Raw genomic sequence first — 24,873 nt, 5'->3', positions numbered from 1 at the left:
TACGCCCCATGACCCGGGTTTCCTTACGACACACCCCCCGGCAGACCGTTGCCGAAACCCCCGCAGAACCCCCCGCTCACGATCGCCGACGTCGGCCCGGGAGGCCGTAGGTGCGGCCGCCCCGTACCATGGAGGCAGCCGTGGCCTGTCTGCCCGGCGGGCGGACGAGGACTCGACCGCGTCAGACGCCTGATCCCACGATCGAGAGAAGCGCCAGTCAGTATGCCCACGCGCCACGACATCCGTAACGTCGCCATCGTCGCCCACGTCGACCACGGCAAGACCACCCTGGTCGACGCCATGCTCAAGCAGGCCGGCGCCTTCGCCGCGCACGCCGCCGAGTCGCTCGACGACCGCATGATGGACAGCAACGATCTGGAGCGTGAGAAGGGCATCACGATCCTGGCCAAGAACACGGCCGTCAAGTACCACCCCAAGGATGGCGGCGACGTCATCACCATCAACATCATCGACACCCCGGGCCACGCCGACTTCGGTGGCGAGGTCGAGCGCGGTCTGTCGATGGTGGACGCCGTCGTGCTCCTGGTCGACGCCTCCGAGGGCCCCCTGCCGCAGACCCGCTTCGTGCTGCGCAAGGCCCTCCAGCAGCGCCTGCCCGTCATCCTGTGCATCAACAAGACGGACCGCCCCGACTCCCGGATCGACGAGGTCGTCAACGAGACGTACGACCTCTTCCTCGACCTGGACGCGGACGAGGACCAGATCGAGTTCCCGATCGTCTACGCCTGCGCCCGTGACGGCGTCGCCTCGCTGACCAAGCCGGAGGACGGCACCGTCCCGGCCGACAGCGAGAACCTGGAGCCGTTCTTCTCGACGATCCTCTCCAGCGTCCCGGCCCCCGAGTACGACGAGAGCGCCCCCCTCCAGGCGCACGTCACCAACCTCGACGCCGACAACTTCCTCGGCCGTATCGCGCTGCTCCGCGTCGAGCAGGGCGAGCTGCGCAAGGGCCAGACCGTCGCGTGGATCAAGCGGGACGGCACGATCTCCAACGTCCGCATCACCGAGCTGATGATGACCGAGGCGCTCACCCGCAAGCCGGCCGAGATGGCCGGCCCCGGTGACATCTGCGCGGTGGCCGGTATCCCCGAGATCATGATCGGCGAGACCCTGGCCGACCCGGAGAACCCGATCGCGCTGCCGCTGATCACGGTCGACCAGCCGGCCATCTCCATGACCATCGGCACCAACACCTCGCCGCTCGTCGGCCGCGGTGGTTCCGGCAAGGGCGCGGACGCCAAGGCGACCGTCAAGGACCGCAAGGTCACCGCCCGTCAGGTCAAGGACCGCCTCGACCGCGAGCTCATCGGCAACGTCTCGCTCCGCGTGCTCGACACCGAGCGCCCGGACGCCTGGGAGGTCCAGGGCCGTGGTGAGCTCGCGCTCGCCATCCTGGTCGAGCAGATGCGCCGCGAGGGCTTCGAGCTGACCATCGGCAAGCCGCAGGTGGTCACCAAGCAGGTCGACGGCAAGACCCACGAGCCGGTCGAGCGCCTCACCGTGGACGTCCCCGAGGAGCACATGGGCGCGGTCACGCAGCTCATGGGCGTCCGCAAGGGCCGCATGGACAACATGTCCAACCACGGTTCCGGCTGGGTCCGCATGGAGTTCGTCGTTCCCTCCCGTGGCCTCATCGGCTTCCGTACGGAGTTCCTCACGAACACCCGCGGCACCGGTATCGCCCACTCGATCCACGAGGGCCACGAGCCGTGGTTCGGCACCCTGACGACCCGTAACAACGGCTCGCTCGTGGCCGACCGCGCCGGTTCGGTCACCCCCTTCGCCATGATCAACCTCCAGGAGCGCGGTGTGCTGTTCACCGAGCCCGGCACCGAGGTCTACGAGGGCATGATCGTCGGTGAGAACTCGCGTGCCGACGACATGGACGTGAACATCACCAAGGAGAAGAAGCTCACCAACATGCGTGCCGCTTCCGCCGACAACACCGAGAACGTGGTGCCGGCGCGCAAGCTCTCCCTGGAGCAGTCCCTGGAGTTCTGCCGCGACGACGAGTGCGTCGAGGTGACCCCGGAGGCCGTGCGCATCCGCAAGGTCGTCCTGGACGCCAAGGAGCGCGGCCGCACCGCGTCGCGCGCCAAGCGGAACTGACGTACCCCGTACGCCCGAAGGCCCGGCTCCCGCTCATCGCGGGGCCGGGCCTTCGGCGTTGGCCGGAAGGTTTGGGCGGCGCGGTACACACGCGAGGGTGATCAAGTACAAAGCCCTGCCAAAGTGGCCCGTCCTCTTCGGCCGATCGCCCCTAGGGTCAAGTTGTTTTAAGGGGCATCCTGTTCGGATATCGACCGTCGCTCTCCGGAAGATGTGTTAACGGTCCGTTTCGGGTGTGTCTGTCTGTGCTCAGTTTGTCCGGATTTCGGGCCGTTGCCCGGTACTGATGTTGTCAAAACGAGACCCTTTAAGTGTGGTTTACAGCCCGGCCGTACTTAATAGTTGGCTCCATTGAGCTCGGGTCAATGGGTCACGCACTGTGGGGAGTGCCGACTCACGAGCACACTCGGGGTACTTGACGTCGAAGCGCTGTCAGGGGTGTCAGCGCGCGTAGAAGTACCCCTCTTGTAGTGACAAGTGGACTCATGAGGAGGAAACCCATGCGTGGTGCTACGAGCGCCAAGTGGGTCGCGGGAGCGGCAATCATCGCCCTGGCTGCGACCGCTTGTGGTGGCGGCAAGGACAGCACGGACAACTCGGGCGCGGCTGCGGACCCGACAGGTGTCTTCAGCTACCAGAGCAGCGAACCGCAGCACCCGATCCAGCCGGCCAACGTGATGGAGACCGGCGGCGGCCGCATCACCGACGTCCTCTTCTCCAAGCTGGTCGACTTCGAGCCGAAGACCGGCGCGATCACCAACGTCGTCGCCGACTCGATCAAGCAGGACGACGCCAGCCACTACACCATCAAGGTGAAGCAGGGCTGGACGTTCCACAACGGCGAGAAGGTCACCGCCAAGTCGTTCGTCGACGCCTGGAACTGGGGCGCCAACTCCAAGAACGCGCAGCAGAACGCTTCTTGGTTCTCGGACATCAAGGGCTACGACGAGGTCCACCCGGAGAAGGGTGACCCGAAGGCCGACAAGATGTCGGGTCTGTCCACCCCGGACGACTACACCATCAAGGTCGAGCTCGCCACCCCGGCTCCGTACTGGACCTACAAGCTCGGCTACAGCGCCTACGCGCCGCTGCCGTCGGTGTTCTACACCAACCCGAAGAAGTACGGCGAAGAGCCCATCGGCAACGGCCCGTACCAGTTCGTGAAGTGGAACCACAACCAGGACTTCCTCACCAAGGCCTACGACAAGTACGCCGGTGCGGACAAGCCGAAGAACGGTGGTGTGGACTTCAAGTTCTACACCAGCTCCGAGGCCGCCTATAAGGACGCGGTCTCCAACAACCTGGACGTGCTCGACCAGGTCGCCCCGAGCGGCATGGCCACGTACCACCAGGACCTCGGCAAGCGCGCCGTGGACGCCCCGCAGAACTCGATCCAGACGATCTCCGTCGCCGCCTACGCGCCGGCGATCACGGGTCTGAAGGACCGTCCGAAGTTCATGCAGGGCATCTCGATGGCGATCGACCGGGACACCATCACCAAGACGGTGCTCCAGGGTTCGCGTACCCCGGCCACCGGCTTCGTGCCGCCGGCCGTCAAGGGCTACGCCGCCGACGCCTGTGGTGACGTCTGCAAGTACAACCCCACCAAGGCCAAGCAGCTCGTCACGGAGGCCGGCGGCGCCAACGCCACCATCTCGATCCTCTACAACGCCGACGGCGGCCACAAGGAATGGGTGACGGCGGTCTGCGCCAACATCACCCAGGCCACCGGCGTCAAGTGCGAGAGCGACTCCAAGGCGGACTTCAAGACCGCTCTGGACGTCCGCACCAACAAGAAGGTCCAGAGCTTCTACCGCTCGGGCTGGGTGCAGGACTACCCGCTGAACGCCAACTTCCTCAAGGACCTGTACGGCACCACCGCCGCGGGCAACGAGGGCGGCTACTCGAACAAGACCTTCGACGACCTGGCGGCCAAGGCCGACAAGGCGGCGACCCTGGACGAGTCGGTCAAGCTGTACCAGGACGCCGAGAAGTCGCTGTTCGCCGACATGCCGGCCATCCCGCTCTGGTACTACAAGACGAACGCCGGCTACTCGGCCAACGTCAAGAGCGTCACGTACGACACCTTCGGCAAGCCGGTCTTCACCGCGGTCGAGGTTCTCAAGAAGTAGCGATCTGGCCGCTGACGGTCGATTCACCACGGCGTTCCGACATCGCGTCGGCGCCACACCGTTCGCGCAGGGCAGCCGGCCCGCCCCTCCCACGAGGAGCGGGGCGGGCCGGCTGCTGAGCGGCTGACTATGGAGGCTCGATGGGGCGCTACGTCGCAAGGCGACTGCTCCAGATGATCCCGGTGTTCATCGGGACCACTCTGCTCATCTTTCTGATGGTGTACTCACTTCCCGGCGACCCCGTCCGGGCTCTGTGGGGCGACAGACCTGCCGACCCGCAGGCGATGGCGCGGCTGCGCCACGAGTACTGGTTCGACCGACCGGTCCTCGCGCAGTACTGGCACTATCTCAGCAACGTCGTCACCGGCAACTTCGGCACCAGCTTCGTCACCGGCCGTAAGGTGATCGACGTCATGGCCGAGACGTTCCCCGTGACGATCCGGCTGGCACTGATCGCTTTCGCCGTCGAGATCGTGGTGGGCCTCTCGCTGGGCCTCCTGGCCGGCCTGAACCGCGGTCGGGTCTGGGACAAGCTCGTGCTCGTGATCACGCTGCTGCTGATCTCGATCCCGATCTTCGTCCTCGGCTTCATCTTCCAGACGATCTTCGCGGACCAGCTCGGCTGGGTCACCCCGACCGTGCAGGACTCCAACGACATCTCGCAGTTGATCCTGCCGGGTGCCGTCCTCGGTTCCCTCTCGTTCGCCTACATCGCGCGGCTCAGCAGAACCTCGCTCGCCGAGAACCTGCGCGCGGACTACATCCGCACCGCCATCGCCAAGGGCCTGCCGCGCCGTCGCGTCGTGGGCATCCACCTGATGCGCAACTCGCTCATCCCGGTGGTCACCTTCCTCGGCACCGACCTCGGCGCCCTGATGGGCGGCGCGATCGTGACCGAGGGCATCTTCAACGTGCACGGCATCGGCAACACGCTGTACCGGTCGATCAACCAGTCGGACAACGCCACGGTGGTGGGCATCGTGACGATCCTCGTGATCGTCTACCTGCTGTCCAGCCTCCTGGTCGACCTGCTGTACGCCGCTCTGGACCCGAGGATCCGCTATGCCTGAGACCCTCAACAAGGCTTCCGCCGGGGCCGCCGAGACCCCGGCCGTCACCCCGGTGCCGGTCACCGCGGAGAAGGCCCGCAGCCTCTGGTCGGACGCGTGGCGCGACCTGCGCCGCAACCCCGTCTTCGTCATCTCCGCCGTCCTGATCGTCTTCCTGCTCGTGGTGGCGGCCTTCCCCGGCCTCTTCACGTCGGTCGACCCGGACCACGCGGACCTCGCCAAGCACTACCTGGGCGTGCCGAGTTACAGCCACTTCTTCCAGGAGGACTGGTTCGGCTACGACGTCCAGGGGCGCAGCATCTTCGCGCGCGTCCTGTTCGGCGCCCGCGCCTCGATCATCGTCGGCGTCTGCGTGACGCTGGTCGTGACCGTCCTCGGCGGAATCGTCGGCATGCTGGCCGGCTACTTCGGCGGCTGGTTCGACTCGCTGCTCTCCCGCATCACCGACGTGTTCTTCGGCATCCCGCTGCTGCTCGGCGCGATCGTCGTCCTGAACGCCTTCACCCACCGCACGGTGTGGACCGTGGTGCTCGCGCTCGGCGTCCTCGGCTGGACCCAGCTCGCCCGCGTCATGCGCGGCTCGGTGCTGACGGTCAAGCAGGCCGACTACGTGCAGGCCGCCAAGGCGCTCGGCGCAGGCACCGGCCGGATCATGCTCCGGCACATCCTGCCGAACGCGATCGCCCCGGTGATCGTCGTCGCCACCATCGCGCTCGGCGGCTACATCGCCGCGGAGGCGACGCTGTCCTTCCTCGGTATCGGGCTCCCGCCCTCCACCGTCTCCTGGGGCAACGACATCTCATCCGGCCAGACCGTCATCCGTACCGCCCCGCACGTGCTGTTCTTCCCCAGCGCCATGCTGAGCATCACGGTGCTCGCGTTCATCATGCTCGGTGACGCGGTGCGCGACGCTCTCGACCCCAAGCTGCGCTGAGGAGGGCGTACGACGTGACCATCATCGAAGAAACCGCGAGCGTCCCCGCGCCCCGTTCGGGCGACGACAAGGGCGGCCCGCTGCTCGAAGTCCGCGACCTGCACGTCGAGTTCCACACCCGTGACGGTGTGGCCAAGGCAGTCAACGGCGTCAACTACAGCGTCGCCGCAGGCGAGACGCTGGCCGTGCTCGGCGAGTCCGGCTCCGGCAAGTCCGTGACCGCGCAGGCGATCATGGGCATCCTGGACATGCCGCCCGGCAAGATCCCGCAGGGCGAGATCCTCTTCCGCGGCCAGGACATGCTGAAGATGTCCGGCGAGGAACGGCGCGCCATCCGCGGCCGGAAGATCGCGATGATCTTCCAGGACGCGCTCTCCGCGCTGAACCCGGTGCTCAGCGTCGGCTACCAGCTCGGCGAGATGTACCGGGTCCACCAGGGCCTGTCCAAGAAGGACGCCAAGGTCAAGGCCATCGAGCTGATGGACAAGGTCAAGATCCCGGCCGCCGCGGCCCGGGTCAGCGACTACCCCCACCAGTTCTCCGGCGGCATGCGCCAGCGCATCATGATCGCCATGGCGCTGGCCCTCGAGCCCGACCTGATCATCGCGGACGAGCCGACCACCGCGCTCGACGTGACCGTCCAGGCCCAGGTCATGGACCTGCTCGCGGAGCTGCAGCGCGAGTACAACATGGGCCTGATCCTGATCACCCACGACCTCGGCGTGGTCGCCGACGTCGCGGACAAGATCGCGGTCATGTACGCCGGCCGGATCGTCGAGACGGCCCCGGTGCACGAGATCTACAAGCGCCCCGCGCACCCGTACACCAAGGGTCTGCTCGAATCGATCCCGCGCCTCGACCAGAAGGGCCAGGAGCTCTTCGCGATCAAGGGCCTCCCGCCCAACCTGATGCGCATCCCCGGCGGTTGTGCGTTCAACCCGCGCTGCACCATGGCGCAGGACGTGTGCCGCACGGACGTTCCGGTGCTGCACCAGGTGACCGAGCAGGACGGCACCGAGCTGGTCGGTCGCGGCAGCGCCTGCCACTTCTGGAAGGAGACGATCCATGGCTGACCTCGAAAAGAAGGACGAGGCCGTGGACGCCACCCCCAACGTCACCGACGTCGTCAAGGTGGACGCCTCCACGACCAGCGAGGTCGAGGCGATCCTCGACGCCCCGGTCGACCGGGGCGAGCCGATCCTCCAGGTCCGCAATCTGGTCAAGCACTTCCCGCTGACCAGCGGCATCCTGTTCCGGCGGCAGGTCGGCGCGGTCAAGGCCGTCGACGGCGTCTCCTTCGACCTGTTCCAGGGCGAGACCCTGGGCATCGTGGGCGAGTCCGGCTGTGGCAAGTCCACCGTCGCCCGGCTCCTGATGACGCTGGAGCGGGCGACCGCCGGCGAGGTCTTCTACAAGGGCCAGGACATCACCAAGCTGTCCGGGCGCGCGCTGAAGGCCGTGCGCCGCAACATCCAGATGGTGTTCCAGGACCCGTACACCTCGCTGAACCCGCGCATGACGGTCGGCGACATCATCGGGGAGCCCTTCGACATCCACCCCGAGGTGGCTCCCAAGGGCGACCGGCGCCGCAAGGTCCAGGAGCTCCTGGACGTCGTGGGTCTGAACCCGGAGTACATCAACCGGTACCCGCACCAGTTCTCCGGCGGTCAGCGTCAGCGCATCGGCATCGCCCGCGGCCTGGCACTCAACCCCGAGATCATCATCTGCGACGAGCCGGTGTCCGCTCTGGACGTCTCCGTCCAGGCGCAGGTCATCAACCTGATGGAGAAGCTCCAGGACGAGTTCAACCTGTCCTACCTCTTCATCGCGCACGACCTGTCGATCGTCCGGCACATCTCCGACCGGGTCGGCGTGATGTACCTGGGCAAGATGGCCGAGATCGGCACCGACCAGCAGATCTACGAGCACCCGACGCACCCCTACACCCAGGCGCTGCTCTCCGCCGTCCCGGTCCCCGACCCGGACGCGCGCGAGCACCGCGAGCGGATCATCCTCACCGGTGACGTCCCCTCGCCCGCCAATCCGCCGTCGGGCTGCCGCTTCCGCACTCGCTGCTGGAAGGCGGAGGACCGCTGCTCCACCGAGGTCCCGCTGCTCGCGATCCCGGAGCGCTTCCAGGGTCTGGACAGCCCGGTCGCGCACGAGTCGGCGTGCCACTTCGCCGAGGAGAAGGACGTCGTCGGCGCGGCCTGACGCACCTCACGGGTGGGCCCGCGGTTCCTTCACCGGAACCGCGGGCCCACCCGTTCGTGTGACCGCCCGTGTGCGCGGCCACCCGGCCGTGCGCCCGTACGGCGCTGGTAAAGGTGCGGTTCGCGTATCTCCGGGGTGATATTTGGGCCTAAGTGAGACTTGGACTCAAGTGGGATTCTAGGAGGACTCCATGCGCGGAGCCACGCACGCCAAGTGGGCCGCAGGTGCGATCGTGATCGCCCTCGCGGCGACGGCCTGCGGTGGAGGGGGGAGCAGCGGCGGCGGCAGTGGAGCCGACGGCATCGTGAGTTCCTCCTGGGGCGACCCGCAGAACCCGCTGGAGCCGGCCAACACCAACGAGGTGCAGGGCGGCAAGGTCCTCGACATGCTGATGCGCGGTCTCAAGCGGTACGACCCGAAGACCGGCGAGGCCCAGAACATGATCGCCGACAAGATCGACACGTCGGACTCGCAGAACTTCACGGTCACCCTGAAGGACGGCTGGACGTTCTCCAACGGCGAGAAGGTCACCTCCAAGTCGTTCGTGGACGCCTGGAACTACGGCGCGAACCTGAAGAACAACCAGAAGAACGCGTCGATGTTCTCCTACATCGACGGCTACGACAAGATCCACCCCAAGAGCGGCACCCCGGCCAGTGACACCCTGTCCGGTCTGAAGGTCGTCGACGACAAGACCTTCACGGTCAAGCTCAACCAGAAGTTCTCCACCTGGCCGGACACCCTCGGCTATCCCGCGTTCGCGCCGCTGCCGCGCGCGTTCTTCGACGACCACGCCTCCTGGCTCTCCAAGCCCATCGGCGACGGCCCGTACACGGTGGACTCGTACACCAAGGGCTCCAAGCTGTCGATGCGCACGTGGGCCGGGTACATGGGCCCGGACAAGGCGCAGAACGGCGGCATCGATCTCAAGGTCTACACCGACAACAACACCGCCTACACCGACCTGACGGCAGGCAACCTCGACCTCATCGACGACGTACCCGCCTCCCAGCTCAAGAACGTCAAGGCCGACCTCGGCGACCGGTACATCAACACCCCCGCCGGCATCATCCAGACGCTCGCCTTCCCGTACTACGACGCGGCCTGGAACACCCCGGACGCGGTCAAGGTCCGCAAGGGCATCTCGATGGCGATCAACCGCCAGCAGATCACCGACACCATCTTCCAGAAGACCCGCACCCCCGCCACCGACTGGACCTCGCCGGTGCTCGGCGCGGCCGGCGGCTACAAGGCCGGGCTCTGCGGCGACGCATGCACCTACAACCCGGCCGAGGCCAAGAAGCTCATCACCGAGGGCGGCGGCATCCCCGGCGGCCAGCTGAAGATCGCGTACAACGCGGACACCGGCTCGCACAAGGAGTGGGTCGACGCCGTCTGCAACAGCATCAACAACGCGCTCGGCAACGACAAGGCGTGCGTCGGCGGCCCGGTCGGCACCTACGCCGACTTCCGCAGCCAGATCACCCAGTCCAAGATGAGCGGCCCCTTCCGGGCGGGCTGGCAGATGGACTACCCGCTGATCCAGAACTTCCTCCAGCCGCTGTACTACACCGGCGCCTCCTCCAACGACGGCAAGTGGACCAACGCCGAGTTCGACAAGCTGGTCGACCAGGCCAACGCCGACACAGACAAGGCCAAGGCGGTCGCCGACTTCCAGCAGGCCGAAGGGGTCGTACGGGACCAGATGGCGGCGATCCCGCTGTGGTACCAGAACGGCAGCGCGGGCTACTCCGACCGCGTCTCCAACGTCGCCCTGAACCCGTTCAGCGTGCCGGTCTACAACGAGATCAAGGTCAGCTGACGCCGCAGGCGCACGGCCCGGCGCTCAACTGGACGCCGGGCCGGCGTCGTTGAGAGTTCCGACGACCCCCGGAGGGCCTCATGGGACGGTATGTGATCCGGCGTCTGCTCCAGATGATCCCGGTCTTCTTCGGCGCCACGCTGCTGATCTTCCTCATGGTCAACGTGATGGGCGACCCGATCGCCGGTCTGTGCGGGGACAAGGCGTGCGATCCCGCGACCGCGGCCCAGCTCAAGAAGGAGTTCGGGCTCGACAAGCCGGTGTGGCAGCAATACCTGACGTACATGGGGAACGTGTTCACCGGCGACTTCGGGACCGCGTTCAACGGGCAGAAGGTCACCGAGCTGATGTCCGCCGCCTTCCCCGTCACCATCCGCCTGACCATCGTGGCGATCGTCTTCGAGGTGGTCATCGGCATCAGCCTCGGCGTGGTCACCGGGCTGCGGCGCGGCCGCCCCGTCGACACCGTCGTCCTGATGCTGACCCTCATCGTCATCGCCATCCCCGTCTTCGTCACGGGCCTGCTGCTCCAGCTGCTCCTCGGCGTCGAGTGGGGGGTGATCAGGCCCACGGTCTCGCCGGAGGCCCCGTTCAACGAACTGCTCATCCCCGGGCTCGTGCTGGCGTCCGTGTCGCTGGCCTACGTCACCCGGCTGACCCGGACCTCCATCGCGGAGAACCGCCGCGCCGACTACGTCCGCACCGCCATCGCCAAGGGCCTGCCGCGACGCCGGGTGATCACCAGGCATCTGCTGCGCAACTCGCTGATCCCCGTCGTCACCTTCATCGGCACCGATGTCGGCGCCCTGATGGGCGGCGCGATCGTCACCGAGCGGATCTTCAACATCCACGGCGTCGGCTACCAGCTCTACCAGGGCATCCTGCGCCAGAGCACCCAGACGGTGGTCGGCTTCGTGACCGTGCTCGTGCTGGTCTTCCTGATCGCCAACCTCATCGTCGACCTCCTGTACGCCGTACTCGACCCGAGGATCCGCTATGCCTGAGCCGTACGACGAAGGAGCGATCGCCGGCACGGGCGCCGGTGGGGCGATGGACCTCGCGGCGAGCGAGGCGACCACCCTGGAGCGGACTCCCGGCGGGCCGCAGGGCACCGGCCCGTCCGAGAGGCCGCGCTCGCTCTGGTCCGACGCCTGGCGCGACCTGCGGCGCAACCCCGTCTTCATCATCTCGGGGCTCGTCATCCTCTTCCTGGTCGTGATCTCCATCTGGCCCTCCCTGATCGCCGACGGCAATCCCCTCCAGTGCGACCTCGCCAAGGCACAGGAGGGCTCACAGCCCGGCCACCCCTTCGGCTACAACGGGCAGGGCTGCGACGTCTACACGAGGACCGTCTACGGCGCCCGCACCTCGGTCACCGTCGGCGTGTGCACCACCATCGGCGTCGCCCTGTTCGGCTCGTTCGTCGGCGGGCTCGCCGGGTTCTTCGGCGGCGGCTGGGACGCGCTGCTCTCCCGCGTCACCGACATCTTCTTCGGCATCCCGGTCGTCCTCGGCGGCCTGGTCTTCCTGTCCGTGGTCACCTCCTCCACCGTGTGGCCGGTCATCGGCTTCATGATCCTGCTGGGCTGGCCGCAGATCGCCCGCATCGCCCGCGGCTCCGTCATCACCGCCAAACAGAACGACTACGTGCAGGCGGCCCGCGCGCTCGGCGCCTCCAACTCCCGCATGCTGCTGCGCCACATCGCGCCCAACGCGGTCGCCCCCGTCATCGTCGTGGCGACCATCGCGCTCGGCACGTACATCGCCCTCGAAGCGACGCTGTCCTACCTCGGCGTCGGCCTCAAGCCGCCCACCGTCTCCTGGGGCATCGACATCTCGTCCGCCTCGCAGTACATCCGCAATGCCCCGCACATGCTGCTCTGGCCGGCCGGCGCGCTGGCCCTCACCGTGCTCGCGTTCATCATGCTCGGCGACGCGGTGCGCGACGCCCTCGACCCCAAGCTGCGGTGAGGAGCCCCGTCATGCTGCTCGAAGTACGTGATCTCCAGGTGGAGTTCAAGACACGCGACGGGGTCGCCAAGGCCGTCAACGGGGTCACCTACTCGGTGGAGGCGGGCGAGACGCTCGCCGTGCTCGGCGAGTCCGGCTCCGGCAAGTCCGTCACCGCGCAGGCCGTCATGGGCATCCTCGACGTGCCGCCCGGACGGATCGCCGGCGGTGAGATCCTCTTCCAGGGCCGGGACCTCCTGACGCTCAAGGAGGACGAGCGGCGCAAGGTCCGCGGCTCCGAGATGGCCATGATCTTCCAGGACGCGCTGTCCTCCCTCAACCCGGTGCTCAGCGTGGGCGACCAGCTCTCGGAGATGTTCACCGTCCACCGCGGGATGTCCCGCAAGGACGGCAAGGCCAAGGCGGTCGAGCTGATGGACCGGGTGCGCATCCCGGCCGCGAAGGAACGCGTGGGCCAGTACCCCCACCAGTTCTCCGGTGGCATGAGGCAGCGCATCATGATCGCGATGGCGATGGCCCTCGAACCCTCGCTGATCATCGCCGACGAGCCGACCACCGCCCTCGACGTCACCGTCCAGGCCCAAGTCATGGACCTGCTCAACGAGTTGAGGCACGAGCTGTCCATGGGGCTCATCCTGATCACCCACGACCTCGGCGTGGTCGCCGACGTCGCGGACAGGATCGCGGTCATGTACGCGGGCCGGATCGTCGAGACGGCCCCCGTGCACGACATCTACAAGGCCCCCGCGCACCCGTACACCAAGGGCCTGCTCGAATCGATCCCGCGCCTGGACCAGAAGGGCCGGGAGCTGTACGCGATCAAGGGTCTGCCGCCCAACCTGATGCACATCCCGCCGGGCTGCGCCTTCAACCCGCGCTGCCCGATGGCCCAGGACATCTGCCGTACCGAGGTGCCGCCCCTCTTCGACGTGGGCCCCGACCGGCAGAGCGCGTGCTTCTTCTGGAAGGAGACCCTCGATGGCTGAGGCCATTCTGGAGGTCAGGGACCTGGTCAAGCACTATCCGCTGACCCGGGGGATCCTCTTCAGGAAGCAGGTCGGCGCGGTCAAGGCCGTCGACGGCGTCTCCTTCGGCCTGACGGCGGGCGAGACGCTCGGCATCGTGGGCGAGTCGGGCTGCGGCAAGTCGACGGTCGCCAAGATGCTGGTCAACTTGGAGCGCCCGACGGCCGGGCAGATCATGTACAAGGGCGAGGACATCACCCGGATGTCGGGCCGGGCGCTCAAGGCCGTGCGCCGCAACATCCAGATGGTCTTCCAGGACCCGTACACCTCCCTCAACCCCCGCATGACGGTCGGCGACATCATCGGGGAGCCGTACGAGATCCACCCCGAGGTCGCCCCCAAGGGCAGCCGCCGCACCAAGGTCCAGGACCTGCTCGACGTGGTCGGCCTCAACCCCGAGTACATCAACCGCTACCCGCACCAGTTCAGCGGCGGCCAGCGCCAGCGCATCGGCATCGCGCGGGGGCTGGCGCTCCAGCCCGAGATCATCGTGGCGGACGAGCCGGTCTCGGCGCTCGACGTGTCGGTGCAGGCCCAGGTGGTGAACCTGCTCGACCGCCTCCAGAGCGAGTTCTCGCTCTCCTACGTCTTCATCGCACACGACCTGTCGATCGTCCGGCACATCTCCGACCGGGTCGGCGTGATGTACCTGGGCCGGATCGTGGAGATCGGCCGGGACGAGGAGATCTACGAGCACCCGACGCACCCCTACACCCAGGCGCTGCTCTCCGCGGTGCCGGTCCCCGATCCCGCCGCGCGCGAGCGCCGCGAACGGATCATCCTGACCGGTGACGTGCCCTCGCCCGCCAACCCGCCGTCCGGCTGCCGCTTCCGCACCCGCTGCTGGAAGGCGCGCGAGCGGTGCGCGCAGGAAGTGCCGCTGCTCGCGGTGCCGGCCGAGTTCCGGATGACCGAGGGCCCGGCCCACCACCCCTCCGCCTGCCACTTCGCGGAGGAGAAGCGCGTGGTCCCGCCGACGGAGTGAGCCCGCGGAGTGGGCCTTCGGGTACGGGTCCCGGTCACCACGCGCGCGGTACGACCCGCACGCCCATCGGCTGGAGGGCGAGCGCCGGGCGCGGGGTGATGCCTTCGGGGTCGACGAGCTCAAGGCGGTGGCGGCGCCAGATGTCGGCCACGATGTGCACGATCTCGGTGGTGGCGAGCGAGGCGCCGATGCAGGCCCGCGCGCCGAGCCCGAACGGGAAGTAGGAGCCGCGCGGCATCTTCCTGGCGCCGCCCTCCAGCCAGCGCTCCGGGTCGAATTCCCCGGCGCGCTCCCAGTGCCGGGGGTCGCGGTGGTTGACCCACTGGCTCACCGTCACGGTGGTGCCGGCCGGCACGGTGAAGCCGCCGAACTCCAGGTCGGCCGTCGAGTCGCGGCTCGTCATCCAGGCCGGCGAGTACAGGCGCAGCGACTCGCGAACCACCGCGCTGGTATAGGGCAGTTGCTCCATCCGGGCCAGGCCGGGCGGGGTGGAGGCGAACGCGGCGACGGCCTCGTCGCGTACCCGCAGCGCGGCCTCGGGATGCCGGGCGAGCAGCACACTCGTCCACACCACCGCGTCGTTGGACGTCTCGAACGCCGACAGGACGAGCGTCGCCAGCTCGTCGCGCAGCTCCGCGGGGGAGGGCGCGGGGGTGCCGGTGACGAGGGCGTGCAGCACGGGGGCGCGCTCCGCGTCGACGGCGGCCGGATTCCCGGTGAGCCGGCGCAGGAGCCGGTCCATGTCGCGCAGGCCGCGCCTGAGCCGCAGATGGCGCGGGGTGGGTATCCAGTCGGGCAGCAGCAGCGGCGAGGTGGACAGCTCCATGATCGGGCGGACCAGCCGGGAGACCAGGGCCGCGTCCTGGTCGGTGAACTCGTCGCCGAACATCAGCTGCGTGACCAGGCGCAGGATCAGCACCGAGACGTCGCCGTGCAGATCGCGCCGCTCGCCGGGCCGCCATCCGGCCAGCATGCGTTCGCCCTGTGCGTCGACGAGTCCGGCCGCCTTCACCGCGAGCGTGCGGCCGAACGCGGGCTGCATACGCTGCCGTTTCGCTTTCCAGTCCGCTCCGTCGCTGTTCATCATGGCCCGCGGAAAACCCCTTCCGCGGGCCGCTCTCCCGGAATCCTCAATTCCTTTCTTACTGAATACTCCATTCCGGTCCACCAGCATCCGCTCGACGAGTTCGGGGCCAGTCAGAAGTACATTGTGGTCGCCGAGCCGCACCACGTCCCCGTAGTCGCGGGCGCACCGGGTGAGGAATGCGAGCGGGTCGCTGGAGAAGGCGTGCAGATTTCCCAGGTAGGAGTCATCGGCCGGGCCCGGGATGCCGGTTACGGTATCGACTGCGGTCACGACGGCCTCACTTGACGATCGAGGAGGGGCGGAGAAACGCCGGTGGCCGAGGCGTGTGCGCCCCGGCCACCGGATCATGGACCTACGTCTAGTGCCGGTTCGGCCTAGTAGTAGATGTACGCCTTGGTGAGACGGTCCTTGCGGGAAAGGCGGGCGAACAGGGCACCGGTCAGGATCAGCTTGCGCATGGTAATTCTCCCTCTCAGCAAAGCGTCCACGATCTGGTTATCGGGCCGCGATCTGCCCTGAACACTAAGCAATTGCCTCGGGAGTAACAAGAGTTGACTTTCTTCTCCGTGCTATCTACTGTCCGCGCCCCATTCACCTGCGGCAACCGGAATTAATTCGTCCAAAGGCAGGCGCCGTAGGCCGGACATGGAGCGGCCCGCGCCCGTGTGGTGCTGGGGTGTACGGGTGCGGGCCTTTTCCGAGCGGAGGCTGCGGACTCGGGTCAATGGGTGTCCGGTGCCGCCTCCTCGATCGCGACCAGCGCCGGGTCGAGGACCACGTCCTCGTCCCGTGCCGCGACCGTCGGTTCCTCCGGGAAGTGGCACGCCGTCAGGTGCCCCTCCCGGTTGCCCTCGATGCGGACCAGCGGGGGAGTCTCGGCGGCGCACTTGTCCCGCGCCTTCCAGCAGCGGGTGCGGAAGCGGCAGCCGGACGGCGGGTTGACCGGCGACGGCACGTCACCCGCGAGCCGGATCCGCTCGCGGCCCTCGCCCTCCTCCTCCACCACGGCCTCCGGCACCGCCGACAGCAGGGCGTGGGTGTACGGATGGCGGGGCCTGCGGTAGATCGAGTCGCGATCGCCGACCTCGACGATCCGGCCCAGGTACATGACCGCGACCCGCTGCGAGAAGTGCCGCACGATCGCCAGGTCGTGGGCGATGAACAGGAACGCGATGTCCAGCTCCCGCTGGAGCTCCTGGAGCAGGTTGACCACCTGCGCCTGGATCGACACGTCGAGCGCCGAGACCGGCTCGTCGGCCACGATCAGCTTGGGATCGAGGCCCAACGCCCGTGCCACGCCGATGCGTTGGCGCTGGCCGCCGGAGAACTCGTGCGGGAAGCGGTTGTAGTGCTCCGGGTTGAGGCCCACGGTCTCCAGGAGCTCGCGGACCCGCCGTTCGGTGCCGCCCGCGGGCTTGATGCCGTTGACCTCCATCGGGTTGGCGATGATGTCGCCGACCGTCTGGCGCGGGTTGAGGGACGCGTACGGGTCCTGGAAGATCATCTGGATCTCGGACCTGACCGGCGCGAGCCCCCGTCGTGAGGCGTGCGTGATGTCCTGGCCGGCGTAGCGGATCTCGCCCGCGGTCGGCTCCAGGAGCCGGGTGACCAGGCGGCCGGTGGTCGACTTCCCGCAGCCCGACTCGCCCACCAGGCCCAGGGTCTCGCCCCGGCCGATCTGGAAGTCGATGCCGTCGACGGCCCGCACGTCGCCGACGTGCCGCTTGAAGAACGACCCCATGGTGATCGGGAAGTACTTGGTGAGCCCGTTCACTTCGAGCAGCGGGGTCGTGGTGCCGGGCCCGGACGAGGCGCCCGGGTCCTTGGCGACGCTGATGGTCTTCTCACTCATGGCGATGTCCCGAATCCTTCTCAGCGCAGCCGGGGGCGGATCTGCTCGATGAAGATGGTTTCCTTCTGATCTCCCGTCAGATGACAGGCCGAACCCCGCCGTTGGGCCTCCAGGAGGGAGGGCCGTGCGGTGGTGCAGGCGCCGGCCGGCACCTCGTCACGGAAGCCGCACCGCGGGTGGAACGGGCATCCCGGCGGCGGCGACAGCAGGCTCGGCGGGGAGCCGGGGATCGGCACCAGCGGAATCTCCACCGAGGAGTCCAGGCGCGGGATGGAGCTGATCAGGCCCCAGCTGTAGGGGTGTTGAGGGTGGTGCATGACCTCCTTGACCGTGCCGCGCTCCACGCACCGCCCGGCATACATCACCATCACGTTGTCGGCGGTCTTGGCGATCACACCGAGGTCGTGGGTGATGATGATGATCGCCGCGCCGGTCTCCTGCTGGAGGTCCTTGAGCAGGTCGAGGATCTGCGCCTGGACGGTCACGTCGAGCGCGGTGGTCGGCTCGTCGGCGATCACCAGCTCCGGGTCGCAGACCAGCGCCATCGCGATCATCGCGCGCTGGCGCATGCCGCCGGAGAACTGGTGCGGATAGTCGTCGACACGGAGCTCGGGCTGCGGGATGCCGACCTTGCGCAGCATGTCCACGGCCCGCGCCCGCGCCTCGCGGCGGTTGGCGCCGGTGTGCTTCATGAAGGGCTCGGCTATCTGGCGGCCCACGGTGTAGAACGGCGAGAGCGCGGCCAGCGAGTCCTGGAAGATCATCGCCATCTTCTTGCCGCGCAGCCGGTTCAGCTGCCGCTCCGTGGCGCCGGTCAGCTCCTGCCCGTCGAGCAGGATCTCGCCCTGGATCGTGGTGTTGCGCGGGTTGTGCAGCCCCAGGACCGCGAGGTTGGTCACCGACTTGCCGGAGCCCGACTCGCCGACGATGCCGAGCGTGGAGCCGCGCTCCAGGTCGAAGGAGAGTCCGTCGACGGCCTTGACGGTGCCGTCCTCGGTGGCGAAGTGCACGTACAGGTCGCGGACCGAGAGGAAGGAGGAGGCCCCTCGGGCCGCCGGAATGGCGGCGGTCTGGCTCAAGGTGGACACGGGCGGTTCTCCTGTGGGTGGTCTGCGGGTGTCAGGTGAGCCTGATCCGGGGGTCGATGAAGGCGTACGCCATGTCGACGACGATGTTGCAGAGCACGATGATGGTGGCGCCGATGAGCATGACGGCCATCTCCAGCGGCAGGTCGCTGCTCAGCACGGCCGACACCGAGAGCAGGCCCAGGCCGTGCAGCCCGAAGGTGACCTCGGTGATGATCGCGCCGCCGAGCACCGCGCTGAGGTCCACGCCGAAGATGGTGATGATGGTGGCCATCGCACCGCGCAGGGCGTAGCGGAAGAAGACGTACCGGGACGACATTCCCTTGGCGCGAGCCGCCCTGATGTGGTCCTCCGACAGCTGCTCCACCATCAACGACCGTGTCTGGCGGCTGTAGTTGGACCAGAAGATCACCGAGAGAACCAGACAGGGCAGGATCATTCCGCCGACCGAACCCAACGCGTCGTGTTTCCAGTCGACGTCATGGCCCCGGTTGAGCCAGTGCAGTTTGGTGGAGAAGAGCAGGATCGCGAGCGGGCCGATGAAGTAGATCTGCACCGACTGCCCGAGCAGGGAGAAGGAGCTGGCCACCCGGTCGAAGACCGTGCCCTGACGCCAGGCCGAGATGAGACCGAGCGAGACCCCGACGGTGAGGAAGACCGCCGCGCCGCCGACCGCGAGCGACAGCGTCGTGGGATAGCTGTCGGCGATCGTGCCCCAGACGGGCTGCTGATTGGCGAAGGAGTAGCCGAAACAGGGCGCCGGGCAGTCTCCGATGGGCATGTGACGGCCCGCGAAAATGCCCACCATGTAATGCCAGTACTGCGTCCAGATCGGCAGGTCGAGACCGAGGTTCTTGCGGATCAGGGCGACATTTTGGGGACTGCACTGTTTGCCGCAGGAAAGCTGGGCCGGGTCGGCCGGCAGGAAGAAGAAGAGAAAATAGGTGATCATGCTGATCAGTAGCAGGATGACCATGGCACCGAGCACGCGGCGCACGAGGAAACGCAACATCGGTTGACTCTTCCGTCGCTAAGCGGTTTCCCCGGCCCAGCCGGGCCGGGGAAACCGAGCCGCAGATGCTATTGCTTCACGAAGATCGTGTTCGGGTTGATCGTCCCGTAGACCTCGTTGTAGGTGACGCCGCCGAGCCCGGAACCGTACAGGTTGAAGTACTTGTCGAAGATGAACGGAATCTGCGACGTGTCGGTCTTGAGCACGTACTCGGAGAGCGTGCGCCACTCGTCGGCCTGCTTGGTCAGGTCCGTGATCTGGTTGATGCGGTCGATCTCGGAGTTGACCTTCGGGTCGTTCAGGAACGAGTAGTTGTTGGTGCCGTCCGCCAGGTTGCGCCCGTCCATGGTCGGCGGGATGACCGTCGAGCCGCTCGGCCAGTCCGCGCCCCAGCCGGTGCGGTACATGTCGTACGGGGTGTCCACCTTGCCGACCACCGTGTAGTACGAGGTCGGGTCGATGGCCTTGCGCTCCACCTTGAAGCCGGCCTTCTGCAGGGCGTTCTGGATGGTCAGCGTGACGTTGTCCCAGCGCGGGGTGTTCGCGTACGCCAGCGAGATCTTGTACGGGGTGGTGACGCCGGCCTCCTTGAGGAGGTCGAGCGACTTCTGCGGGTCGCCCATGGGCTTGGCGAGCTTGCCGAACGGGTCGAACTTCTTCCAGCCGGCCACGGTCGGGCTGATCAGCGTGGTGCCGAGGTCGCCCTGGGCGCCGCCGCCGAACGCCTGCTGCACCTGCTGCATCGGGAAGGCGTAGGCCAGCGCCTGGCGGACCTTCGGGTCCTTGATGCGCTTGGTGTTGATGTTGAAGACCTCGACGTACGGCTGGTACTCGTTGACCGTCCGGCTCTTGTACTGCGCGTCGGTGGTCAGCGACTGCATCTTCGACGGGTCGGCCGAGTTCGACATGTTGATGGCGAACTTGTCGGTCCCGGTGTCGGCCGCGAGCCGGTTGGTGAGCCCCGGCTCCTGGATGCCGAGCTGGAACTCCCACTTGTCCGGGTAGGCGTTGCGGATCGGGTCCGTCTTCGGGTCCCAGCTGGGGTTGCGCTCGAAGGTCAGCGACTTGCCCGGCTTGTAGTCCGCGATCTTGTACGGGCCGGTGGCGACGGGGTGGTTGTTGTACTTCTGCTTGTCGTCCTTGGCCTTGGGGACCGGAGAGATGTTGGGCATCGCCATCGCGTACGGGGTGTCCGCGTGCGGCTGCAGGAAGTGGAAGACGATGGTCTTGTCGTCGGGGGTGGAGATGTGGTCGTCAGGGATCTCCTTGCCGTCGTAGGGACCCGCGTACTCCTTGCGGTAGTTGTCGCCGTAGATCCACTTCTGGACGTACTGCGGGCCCTGCGTCTGGTAGTCGGCGAAGAGCCGCTCGATGCCGTACTTGATGTCCTTGGTGGTGATCGGCGTGCCGTCCTCGAACTTCACCCCGTCCTTCAGGGTGTAGGTCCAGGTCTTCGAGCCGTCGGACGGGGTGCCGGCATCGGTCGCGAGGTCGCCGACGATGGTCGTCTTGCCGGTCTTCGGGTCGACCTTGTAACCCGTGAGCGAGCGGTTGTAGAGCAGCTGCACCGAGAGCTGGTCGCTCACGTACTGCTGGCCCGGGTCCAGGTAGTCGAAGCCCGCTTGGTCGAGGCTGTAGGCGGTGCCGCCCTTCTTGGCGCCGTCGACGGCGACGGCGGGGCCGGTGGAGTCCGCCTTGGTGCCCACACCGAAGTTCTGTACCTGGGCCTTCTTGCCCGAGTCCGAGCCCGAGCCGTTGTCACTGGCGCCGCCGCTGCTGCACGCGGCCGTCAGCGCCAGGGCCCCCACCGCCAGAACCGCGGAAACCTGGCGCGCCTTGTTTATTCTCATGGATTCCTGCCTGTCAGGATGATCGGAATTCAGCGCACGGTCTTGGGGTCGAGAGCGTCCCGGACCGAATCCCCGAGCAGGTTGAACGCGACGACGAAGACGACCATCGCGATGCCGGGGAAGAACATGAAGGTGAGATCGGAGTCGTAGTACGTGGCCCCGGCCTGGAAGAGCAGCCCCCAGTCGGGCGTGGGGCTCTTCACTCCGACGCCGAGGTAGGACAGCCCGGCCTCGGCGGTCACGTTGACCGGCAGCAGCAGCGTCGCCTGCACGAGCACGGTCGACCAGATGTTGGGCAGCAGCTCCTTGCGGATGATCCGCCACCCCGACGCGCCGCTGAGCCGGGCCGCCTCGATGAACTCGCGTTCGCGCAGCGAGAGCACCTGGGCCCGGATGAGCCGGCCCATCGTCATCCAGCCCAGGAGCAGCTGCACGATGATCAGCGCGACCACGCGGACGTACGTCGGCTCCTCTTCGGTGGGGGAGACGAAGAGGGCCACGATCACCGGTGTGAAGGCGATGAAGAACAACTGCGCGGGGAAGGACAGCATCAGGTCCGAGAACCGGCCGACGAAGTAGTCGGTCCTGCCGCCCAGGTACCCCTGCACCAGGCCCACCAGGACCCCGATGACCACCGCGACCACGGTCACCGCCAGGGCGATGAGCAGCGAGGTGCGGATGCCGTAGATCAGCAGCGTGAAGACGTCGCGGCCCAGCCTCGGCTCGAGGCCGAACCAGAAGTCGCCGTCGATCCCGCCGTTGGGCTTGAGCGGCGTGCCGAAGCTGTTCAGCAGCCCGCGGTCCTGCCCGTACAGCTGATACGGGTCCTTGCCGTACAGCTTGGAGATGAGTGGAGCGGCCACCGCGACCAGGACGAATCCGAGAACCGTAAAGGCGCAAAGGATTCCGACTTTGTCGCGTTTGAACCGGACCCACGCGAGACGCCCGGGTGACCGCCCGACAAGTTCACTCGTCTTTACTTCCATACCACTGTCAGGGGTGGGACCGCCGCCTTCTTCGGAAAGTGGATCGGTCGGCTCCATGGCAGCTCTTGTGGAACTCGTCATTTCGCAATGCCCCCCGCACCGGAAGGTTTCATCAGAGCCGAGTGGCGTCCTTTGTTGATCGGAAGATTCAACCGTCCGGCGGTGGGCGTCAAGGGGTTTGAGCAGGCCGAGTGGAACTCATCGGGTAACTTGGCCCAAGATTTTCGCCTTTGGTGCACACGCGTGCTTGACAGGCTTTCGACGTATCCGGAATCTGGTGCTAAATACCCATCAAATTCCTTAACATGCAGGCAACTTGACGGATACGTTCCCGCTATGCGAACACGCCGTGATGGGCACCGTACGGCGGGCGGGTCATGCGGCCGGCCGGGCGGCTCGCGCGGGCCCGGCCGGCCGTCGGACGTGAGGCTCTAGCCGCGCACCATCCCCAACGAACGCTGCAGGAAGTCCACTTGCAGGAGCAACAGGTTTTCGGCGACCTGCTCCTGCGGGGTCATGTGCGTCACGCCGGTGAGCGGCAGCACCTCGTGGGGGTGGCCCGCGACCAGGAGCGCGGAGGACAGGCGCAGGGAGTGCGCCACCACCACGTTGTCGTCGGCCATGCCGTGGATGACCATCAGGGGCCGGGCCGGCTTCGCCGGCTGTGTCAACACGCCTTGATCGACAAGGGAGTTGGCCGCGTAGACCCCGGGGTTCTCGGCGGGCAGACCGAGGTAGCGCTCGGTGTAGTGCGTGTCGTACAGCTCCCAGTCCGTCACCGGGGCGCCCGCGATGCCCGCGTGGAAGACGTCGGGGCGCCGCAGCACGGCGAGCGCGGAGAGATAGCCGCCGAAGGACCAGCCCCGCATCGCCACCCGTCCGAGATCCAGCGGATAGGCGCCGGCCAGGCCGTGCAGGGCCTCGATCTGGTCGTCGAGGGCGACGGTGAAGTCGTCCCTGACCGACTTCTCCCACGCGGGCGAGCGGCCCGGCGTGCCGCGGCCGTCGGCGACCACCACGGCGAAGCCCTGGTCGGCCAGCCACTGCGAGGCGAGATGCGCGTTGTGCGCGGCCAGCACCCGCTGTCCGTGCGGTCCGCCGTACGGATCCATCAGTACGGGCAGCGGACCGTCCGCGTCCCGGTAGTGGGATGGAAGCAGCACGGCGCACGGGATGCGCTGTGCGCCCCCTTCGGTCAGCCGGAGCCGCACCGAGAGGCCCGGCGTGGCGGCATATGACACGATCGTGGCCAGTTCCTTGCCGTCCCGCACCACCCTGGCCGTCGTCCCCGCCCGGTCGGGCCGCGCGGAGCTCACCACGGTCACCGCCCCGGACCGCACCGCCGAGTGCACGCCGGCCCCCTCCGAGACGCGTTCCGTGCCCAGTTCATTGACCCGGTACACATGGATCTCGCCGATTTCGGAGGCGCCGGGTCCGGCGGCGGATGTCCCGCGCCCGGCGGACGCGGAGATCAGCACATCGCTCTCGCCGATGTCGAGCACCGCCCTGACGTGCAACTGGGACCCGGTCAGGGTCCGGTCGCCCACGGCGAGCACCCGCGCCCCGCCCTCGTCGGCGATCCGCACGAGCCGGCCGTCCGGCGCCCAGGCCGGGACGCCCGGCAGGAGTTCGAGCCAGTCGGGGTCCTCGTCGACGTGCACGGTCCGGGTGGTCCCCGACGCGGGATCGACGGCGAGGTGGAGCTGGGTGCGCTGGTCCCGGGACTGCACCAGGAGCAGCGGCGCCCCGTCGGACGACCAGTGCACGCTCGCGAGATAGGGGAGGCGGGTCCGGTCCCAGACGACCTCGGTACGGGCGCCGTCCAGTGCGTACAGGAAGAGCCGCACCTCGGCGTTGGGGGTGCCGGCGGCCGGGTAGGCGACCCGCGTGGGCTCCTGGCCGGGGTTGGCGGGGTCGGCGATCCACCAGCGTCGCACCGGCGCCTCGTCCGCGCGGGCCACCAGCAGGCGGTCCGATTCCGGGCTCCACCAGTGGCCGCGCGAGCGGGACATCTCCTCCGCGGCGATGAACTCCGCGAGCCCGTACGTCACTTCGGCCGACTCGGGCTCCGCGAGCGCGCGGTCGTCCTCGCCCTCGGCGCCCACGACCCGCAGCGCCCCCCGGGCCACATAGGCCACGAGGCGCCCGTCGGGGGAGGGGCGGGGGTCGAGCACCGGGCCCGGCACGGCCAGTTCGCGCGCCGTCCCGGCCCGCAGCTCCGCGGTGAACAGGCGCCCGGAGAGCGCGAAGGCGGCCAGCTCCACTGCGGCGTCGGTGGCGTAGCCGACGATTCCGGCCGAACCCTCCCTGCTGCGTTCGCGCCGCGCGCGCTCCTGGGCGGAGAGCCGCTCATCGTGGCCGCCGAGCAGCGCGCCCGGGTCCGCCGCGAGGCGCTCCGCACCACCGCGCACCAGGTCCAGCACCCACAGCAGATGGCTGCGTTCGGTGCCCGACGACGAGCGGAGGAAGACGACGCGCTCGCCGTCGGGGGACACGGTGAAGGCGCGGGGCGCACCGAGGGTGAAGCGCTGGGTGCGTGCTGAGTGCCGGGGGAAGGAGAGGTGCCCGGGGTCCGTGGGGTCTTGGGATGCGGTGGTCGTCATGAGGGGAACCTAGTCCGGCACCGCGCGAGCCGCCCGGACACGAGCCTCGTGCGCCCCTCGTGCGCCCGTGCCCCGATCAATGCGTTCCCACGGATAGTTATGATCCGTAGCGCTC

Annotated in this window: 19 protein-coding genes; 11 read left to right on the top strand and 8 right to left on the bottom strand. The window is 67.8% G+C overall.

Annotation, left to right across the window (positions count from 1 at the left end):
* Positions 1–222: 222 nt before the first annotated feature.
* The 11 genes from typA (at position 223) to OG432_RS10415 (ending at position 14,283) form a co-directional block, all read left to right on the top strand.
* On the top strand, positions 223–2,130 hold the full coding sequence (gene typA / locus OG432_RS10465; RefSeq protein WP_328310048.1) for a translational GTPase TypA: 1,908 nt from the start codon (positions 223–225) through the stop codon (positions 2,128–2,130).
* 500 nt (positions 2,131–2,630) lie between these two features.
* Positions 2,631–4,262: a peptide ABC transporter substrate-binding protein gene (locus tag OG432_RS10460; protein WP_328310046.1), complete on the top strand. Its 1,632-nt coding sequence runs from the start codon at positions 2,631–2,633 to the stop codon at positions 4,260–4,262.
* Positions 4,263–4,402: 140 nt separating this feature from the next.
* Positions 4,403–5,332 carry an ABC transporter permease gene (locus OG432_RS10455; RefSeq protein ID WP_328310044.1) on the top strand — a complete coding sequence of 310 codons (930 nt, stop codon included), beginning with the start codon at positions 4,403–4,405 and terminating at the stop codon, positions 5,330–5,332.
* Complete coding sequence (locus OG432_RS10450; protein ID WP_328310042.1) at positions 5,325–6,266, top strand: ABC transporter permease; 942 nt, start codon at positions 5,325–5,327, stop codon at positions 6,264–6,266. Before OG432_RS10455 ends, OG432_RS10450 begins: the two co-directional genes overlap by 8 nt.
* Positions 6,267–6,280: 14 nt before the next feature.
* A complete protein-coding gene (locus OG432_RS10445) occupies positions 6,281–7,339 on the top strand; it encodes an ABC transporter ATP-binding protein (RefSeq protein WP_328310041.1) in 1,059 nt (352 codons plus the stop codon).
* Positions 7,332–8,480 (top strand): ABC transporter ATP-binding protein, encoded by a 1,149-nt coding sequence (locus tag OG432_RS10440; RefSeq protein WP_328310040.1) that lies wholly within the window; start codon positions 7,332–7,334, stop codon positions 8,478–8,480. Before OG432_RS10445 ends, OG432_RS10440 begins: the two co-directional genes overlap by 8 nt.
* A 190-nt stretch (positions 8,481–8,670) precedes the next feature.
* Positions 8,671–10,302, top strand: coding sequence for a peptide ABC transporter substrate-binding protein (locus OG432_RS10435; RefSeq protein WP_328310038.1), 1,632 nt, complete (start codon positions 8,671–8,673; stop codon positions 10,300–10,302).
* Between the two features lie 80 nt (positions 10,303–10,382).
* Positions 10,383–11,306: an ABC transporter permease gene (locus tag OG432_RS10430; protein WP_328310036.1), complete on the top strand. Its 924-nt coding sequence runs from the start codon at positions 10,383–10,385 to the stop codon at positions 11,304–11,306.
* Complete coding sequence (locus OG432_RS10425; RefSeq protein WP_328310034.1) at positions 11,299–12,273, top strand: ABC transporter permease; 975 nt, start codon at positions 11,299–11,301, stop codon at positions 12,271–12,273. The genes OG432_RS10430 and OG432_RS10425 overlap by 8 nt, the downstream gene beginning before the upstream one ends.
* Positions 12,274–12,284: 11 nt before the next feature.
* Positions 12,285–13,259, top strand: coding sequence for an ABC transporter ATP-binding protein (locus OG432_RS10420; protein WP_328310032.1), 975 nt, complete (start codon positions 12,285–12,287; stop codon positions 13,257–13,259).
* Complete coding sequence (locus OG432_RS10415; protein ID WP_328310030.1) at positions 13,252–14,283, top strand: ABC transporter ATP-binding protein; 1,032 nt, start codon at positions 13,252–13,254, stop codon at positions 14,281–14,283. Before OG432_RS10420 ends, OG432_RS10415 begins: the two co-directional genes overlap by 8 nt.
* Positions 14,284–14,317: 34 nt before the next feature.
* On the opposite strand, the gene OG432_RS10410 is transcribed toward OG432_RS10415, so the two are convergent.
* The 8 genes from OG432_RS10410 to OG432_RS10375 form a co-directional block, all read right to left on the bottom strand.
* Entirely contained in the window at positions 14,318–15,718 is a 1,401-nt protein-coding gene (locus OG432_RS10410) for a cytochrome P450 (protein WP_328310028.1), read from the bottom strand.
* Between the two features lie 26 nt (positions 15,719–15,744).
* A complete protein-coding gene (locus OG432_RS10405) occupies positions 15,745–15,858 on the bottom strand; it encodes a cittilin family RiPP precursor (RefSeq protein ID WP_328310026.1) in 114 nt (37 codons plus the stop codon).
* Positions 15,859–16,091: 233 nt separating this feature from the next.
* Positions 16,092–17,222, bottom strand: coding sequence for an ABC transporter ATP-binding protein (locus tag OG432_RS10400; RefSeq protein WP_328310023.1), 1,131 nt, complete (start codon positions 17,220–17,222; stop codon positions 16,092–16,094).
* 20 nt (positions 17,223–17,242) lie between these two features.
* On the bottom strand, positions 17,243–18,310 hold the full coding sequence (locus OG432_RS10395; protein ID WP_328310021.1) for an ABC transporter ATP-binding protein: 1,068 nt from the start codon (positions 18,308–18,310) through the stop codon (positions 17,243–17,245).
* A 31-nt stretch (positions 18,311–18,341) separates the two neighbouring features.
* Positions 18,342–19,319, bottom strand: a complete 978-nt coding sequence (locus OG432_RS10390; protein ID WP_328310019.1) for an ABC transporter permease — start codon at positions 19,317–19,319, stop codon at positions 18,342–18,344.
* A gap of 68 nt (positions 19,320–19,387) precedes the next feature.
* Entirely contained in the window at positions 19,388–21,169 is a 1,782-nt protein-coding gene (locus tag OG432_RS10385; RefSeq protein ID WP_328310017.1) for an ABC transporter substrate-binding protein, read from the bottom strand.
* A 29-nt stretch (positions 21,170–21,198) separates the two neighbouring features.
* Positions 21,199–22,236, bottom strand: a complete 1,038-nt coding sequence (locus tag OG432_RS10380) for an ABC transporter permease (RefSeq protein WP_328310015.1) — start codon at positions 22,234–22,236, stop codon at positions 21,199–21,201.
* A 350-nt stretch (positions 22,237–22,586) separates the two neighbouring features.
* On the bottom strand, positions 22,587–24,758 hold the full coding sequence (locus OG432_RS10375) for a S9 family peptidase (RefSeq protein ID WP_328310013.1): 2,172 nt from the start codon (positions 24,756–24,758) through the stop codon (positions 22,587–22,589).
* Between the last annotated feature and the right edge of the window lie 115 nt (positions 24,759–24,873).

This window comes from Streptomyces sp. NBC_00442 (assembly GCF_036014195.1).
Lineage (GTDB): Bacteria > Actinomycetota > Actinomycetes > Streptomycetales > Streptomycetaceae > Streptomyces.
The sequence above is the reverse complement of the archived record's forward strand: the minus strand, read 5'-3'. Positions and strand labels throughout refer to the sequence as shown.

Excerpts from the sequence above, each read along its gene's own strand:
- OG432_RS10460 (WP_328310046.1), top strand. The coding sequence starts at position 2,631 with ATGCGTGGTGCTACGAGCGCCAAGTGGGTCGCGGGAGCGGCAATCATC.
- OG432_RS10420 (WP_328310032.1), top strand. The coding sequence starts at position 12,285 with ATGCTGCTCGAAGTACGTGATCTCCAGGTGGAGTTCAAGACACGCGAC.
- OG432_RS10425 (WP_328310034.1), top strand. The coding sequence starts at position 11,299 with ATGCCTGAGCCGTACGACGAAGGAGCGATCGCCGGCACGGGCGCCGGT.
- OG432_RS10415 (WP_328310030.1), top strand. The coding sequence starts at position 13,252 with ATGGCTGAGGCCATTCTGGAGGTCAGGGACCTGGTCAAGCACTATCCG.
- OG432_RS10455 (WP_328310044.1), top strand. The coding sequence starts at position 4,403 with ATGGGGCGCTACGTCGCAAGGCGACTGCTCCAGATGATCCCGGTGTTC.
- OG432_RS10400 (WP_328310023.1), bottom strand. The coding sequence starts at position 17,222 with ATGAGTGAGAAGACCATCAGCGTCGCCAAGGACCCGGGCGCCTCGTCC.
- OG432_RS10410 (WP_328310028.1), bottom strand. The coding sequence starts at position 15,718 with ATGATCCGGTGGCCGGGGCGCACACGCCTCGGCCACCGGCGTTTCTCC.
- OG432_RS10450 (WP_328310042.1), top strand. The coding sequence starts at position 5,325 with ATGCCTGAGACCCTCAACAAGGCTTCCGCCGGGGCCGCCGAGACCCCG.
- OG432_RS10430 (WP_328310036.1), top strand. The coding sequence starts at position 10,383 with ATGGGACGGTATGTGATCCGGCGTCTGCTCCAGATGATCCCGGTCTTC.
- typA (WP_328310048.1), top strand. The coding sequence starts at position 223 with ATGCCCACGCGCCACGACATCCGTAACGTCGCCATCGTCGCCCACGTC.
- OG432_RS10385 (WP_328310017.1), bottom strand. The coding sequence starts at position 21,169 with ATGAGAATAAACAAGGCGCGCCAGGTTTCCGCGGTTCTGGCGGTGGGG.
- OG432_RS10390 (WP_328310019.1), bottom strand. The coding sequence starts at position 19,319 with ATGTTGCGTTTCCTCGTGCGCCGCGTGCTCGGTGCCATGGTCATCCTG.
- OG432_RS10440 (WP_328310040.1), top strand. The coding sequence starts at position 7,332 with ATGGCTGACCTCGAAAAGAAGGACGAGGCCGTGGACGCCACCCCCAAC.
- OG432_RS10380 (WP_328310015.1), bottom strand. The coding sequence starts at position 22,236 with ATGACGAGTTCCACAAGAGCTGCCATGGAGCCGACCGATCCACTTTCC.
- OG432_RS10375 (WP_328310013.1), bottom strand. The coding sequence starts at position 24,758 with ATGACGACCACCGCATCCCAAGACCCCACGGACCCCGGGCACCTCTCC.
- OG432_RS10435 (WP_328310038.1), top strand. The coding sequence starts at position 8,671 with ATGCGCGGAGCCACGCACGCCAAGTGGGCCGCAGGTGCGATCGTGATC.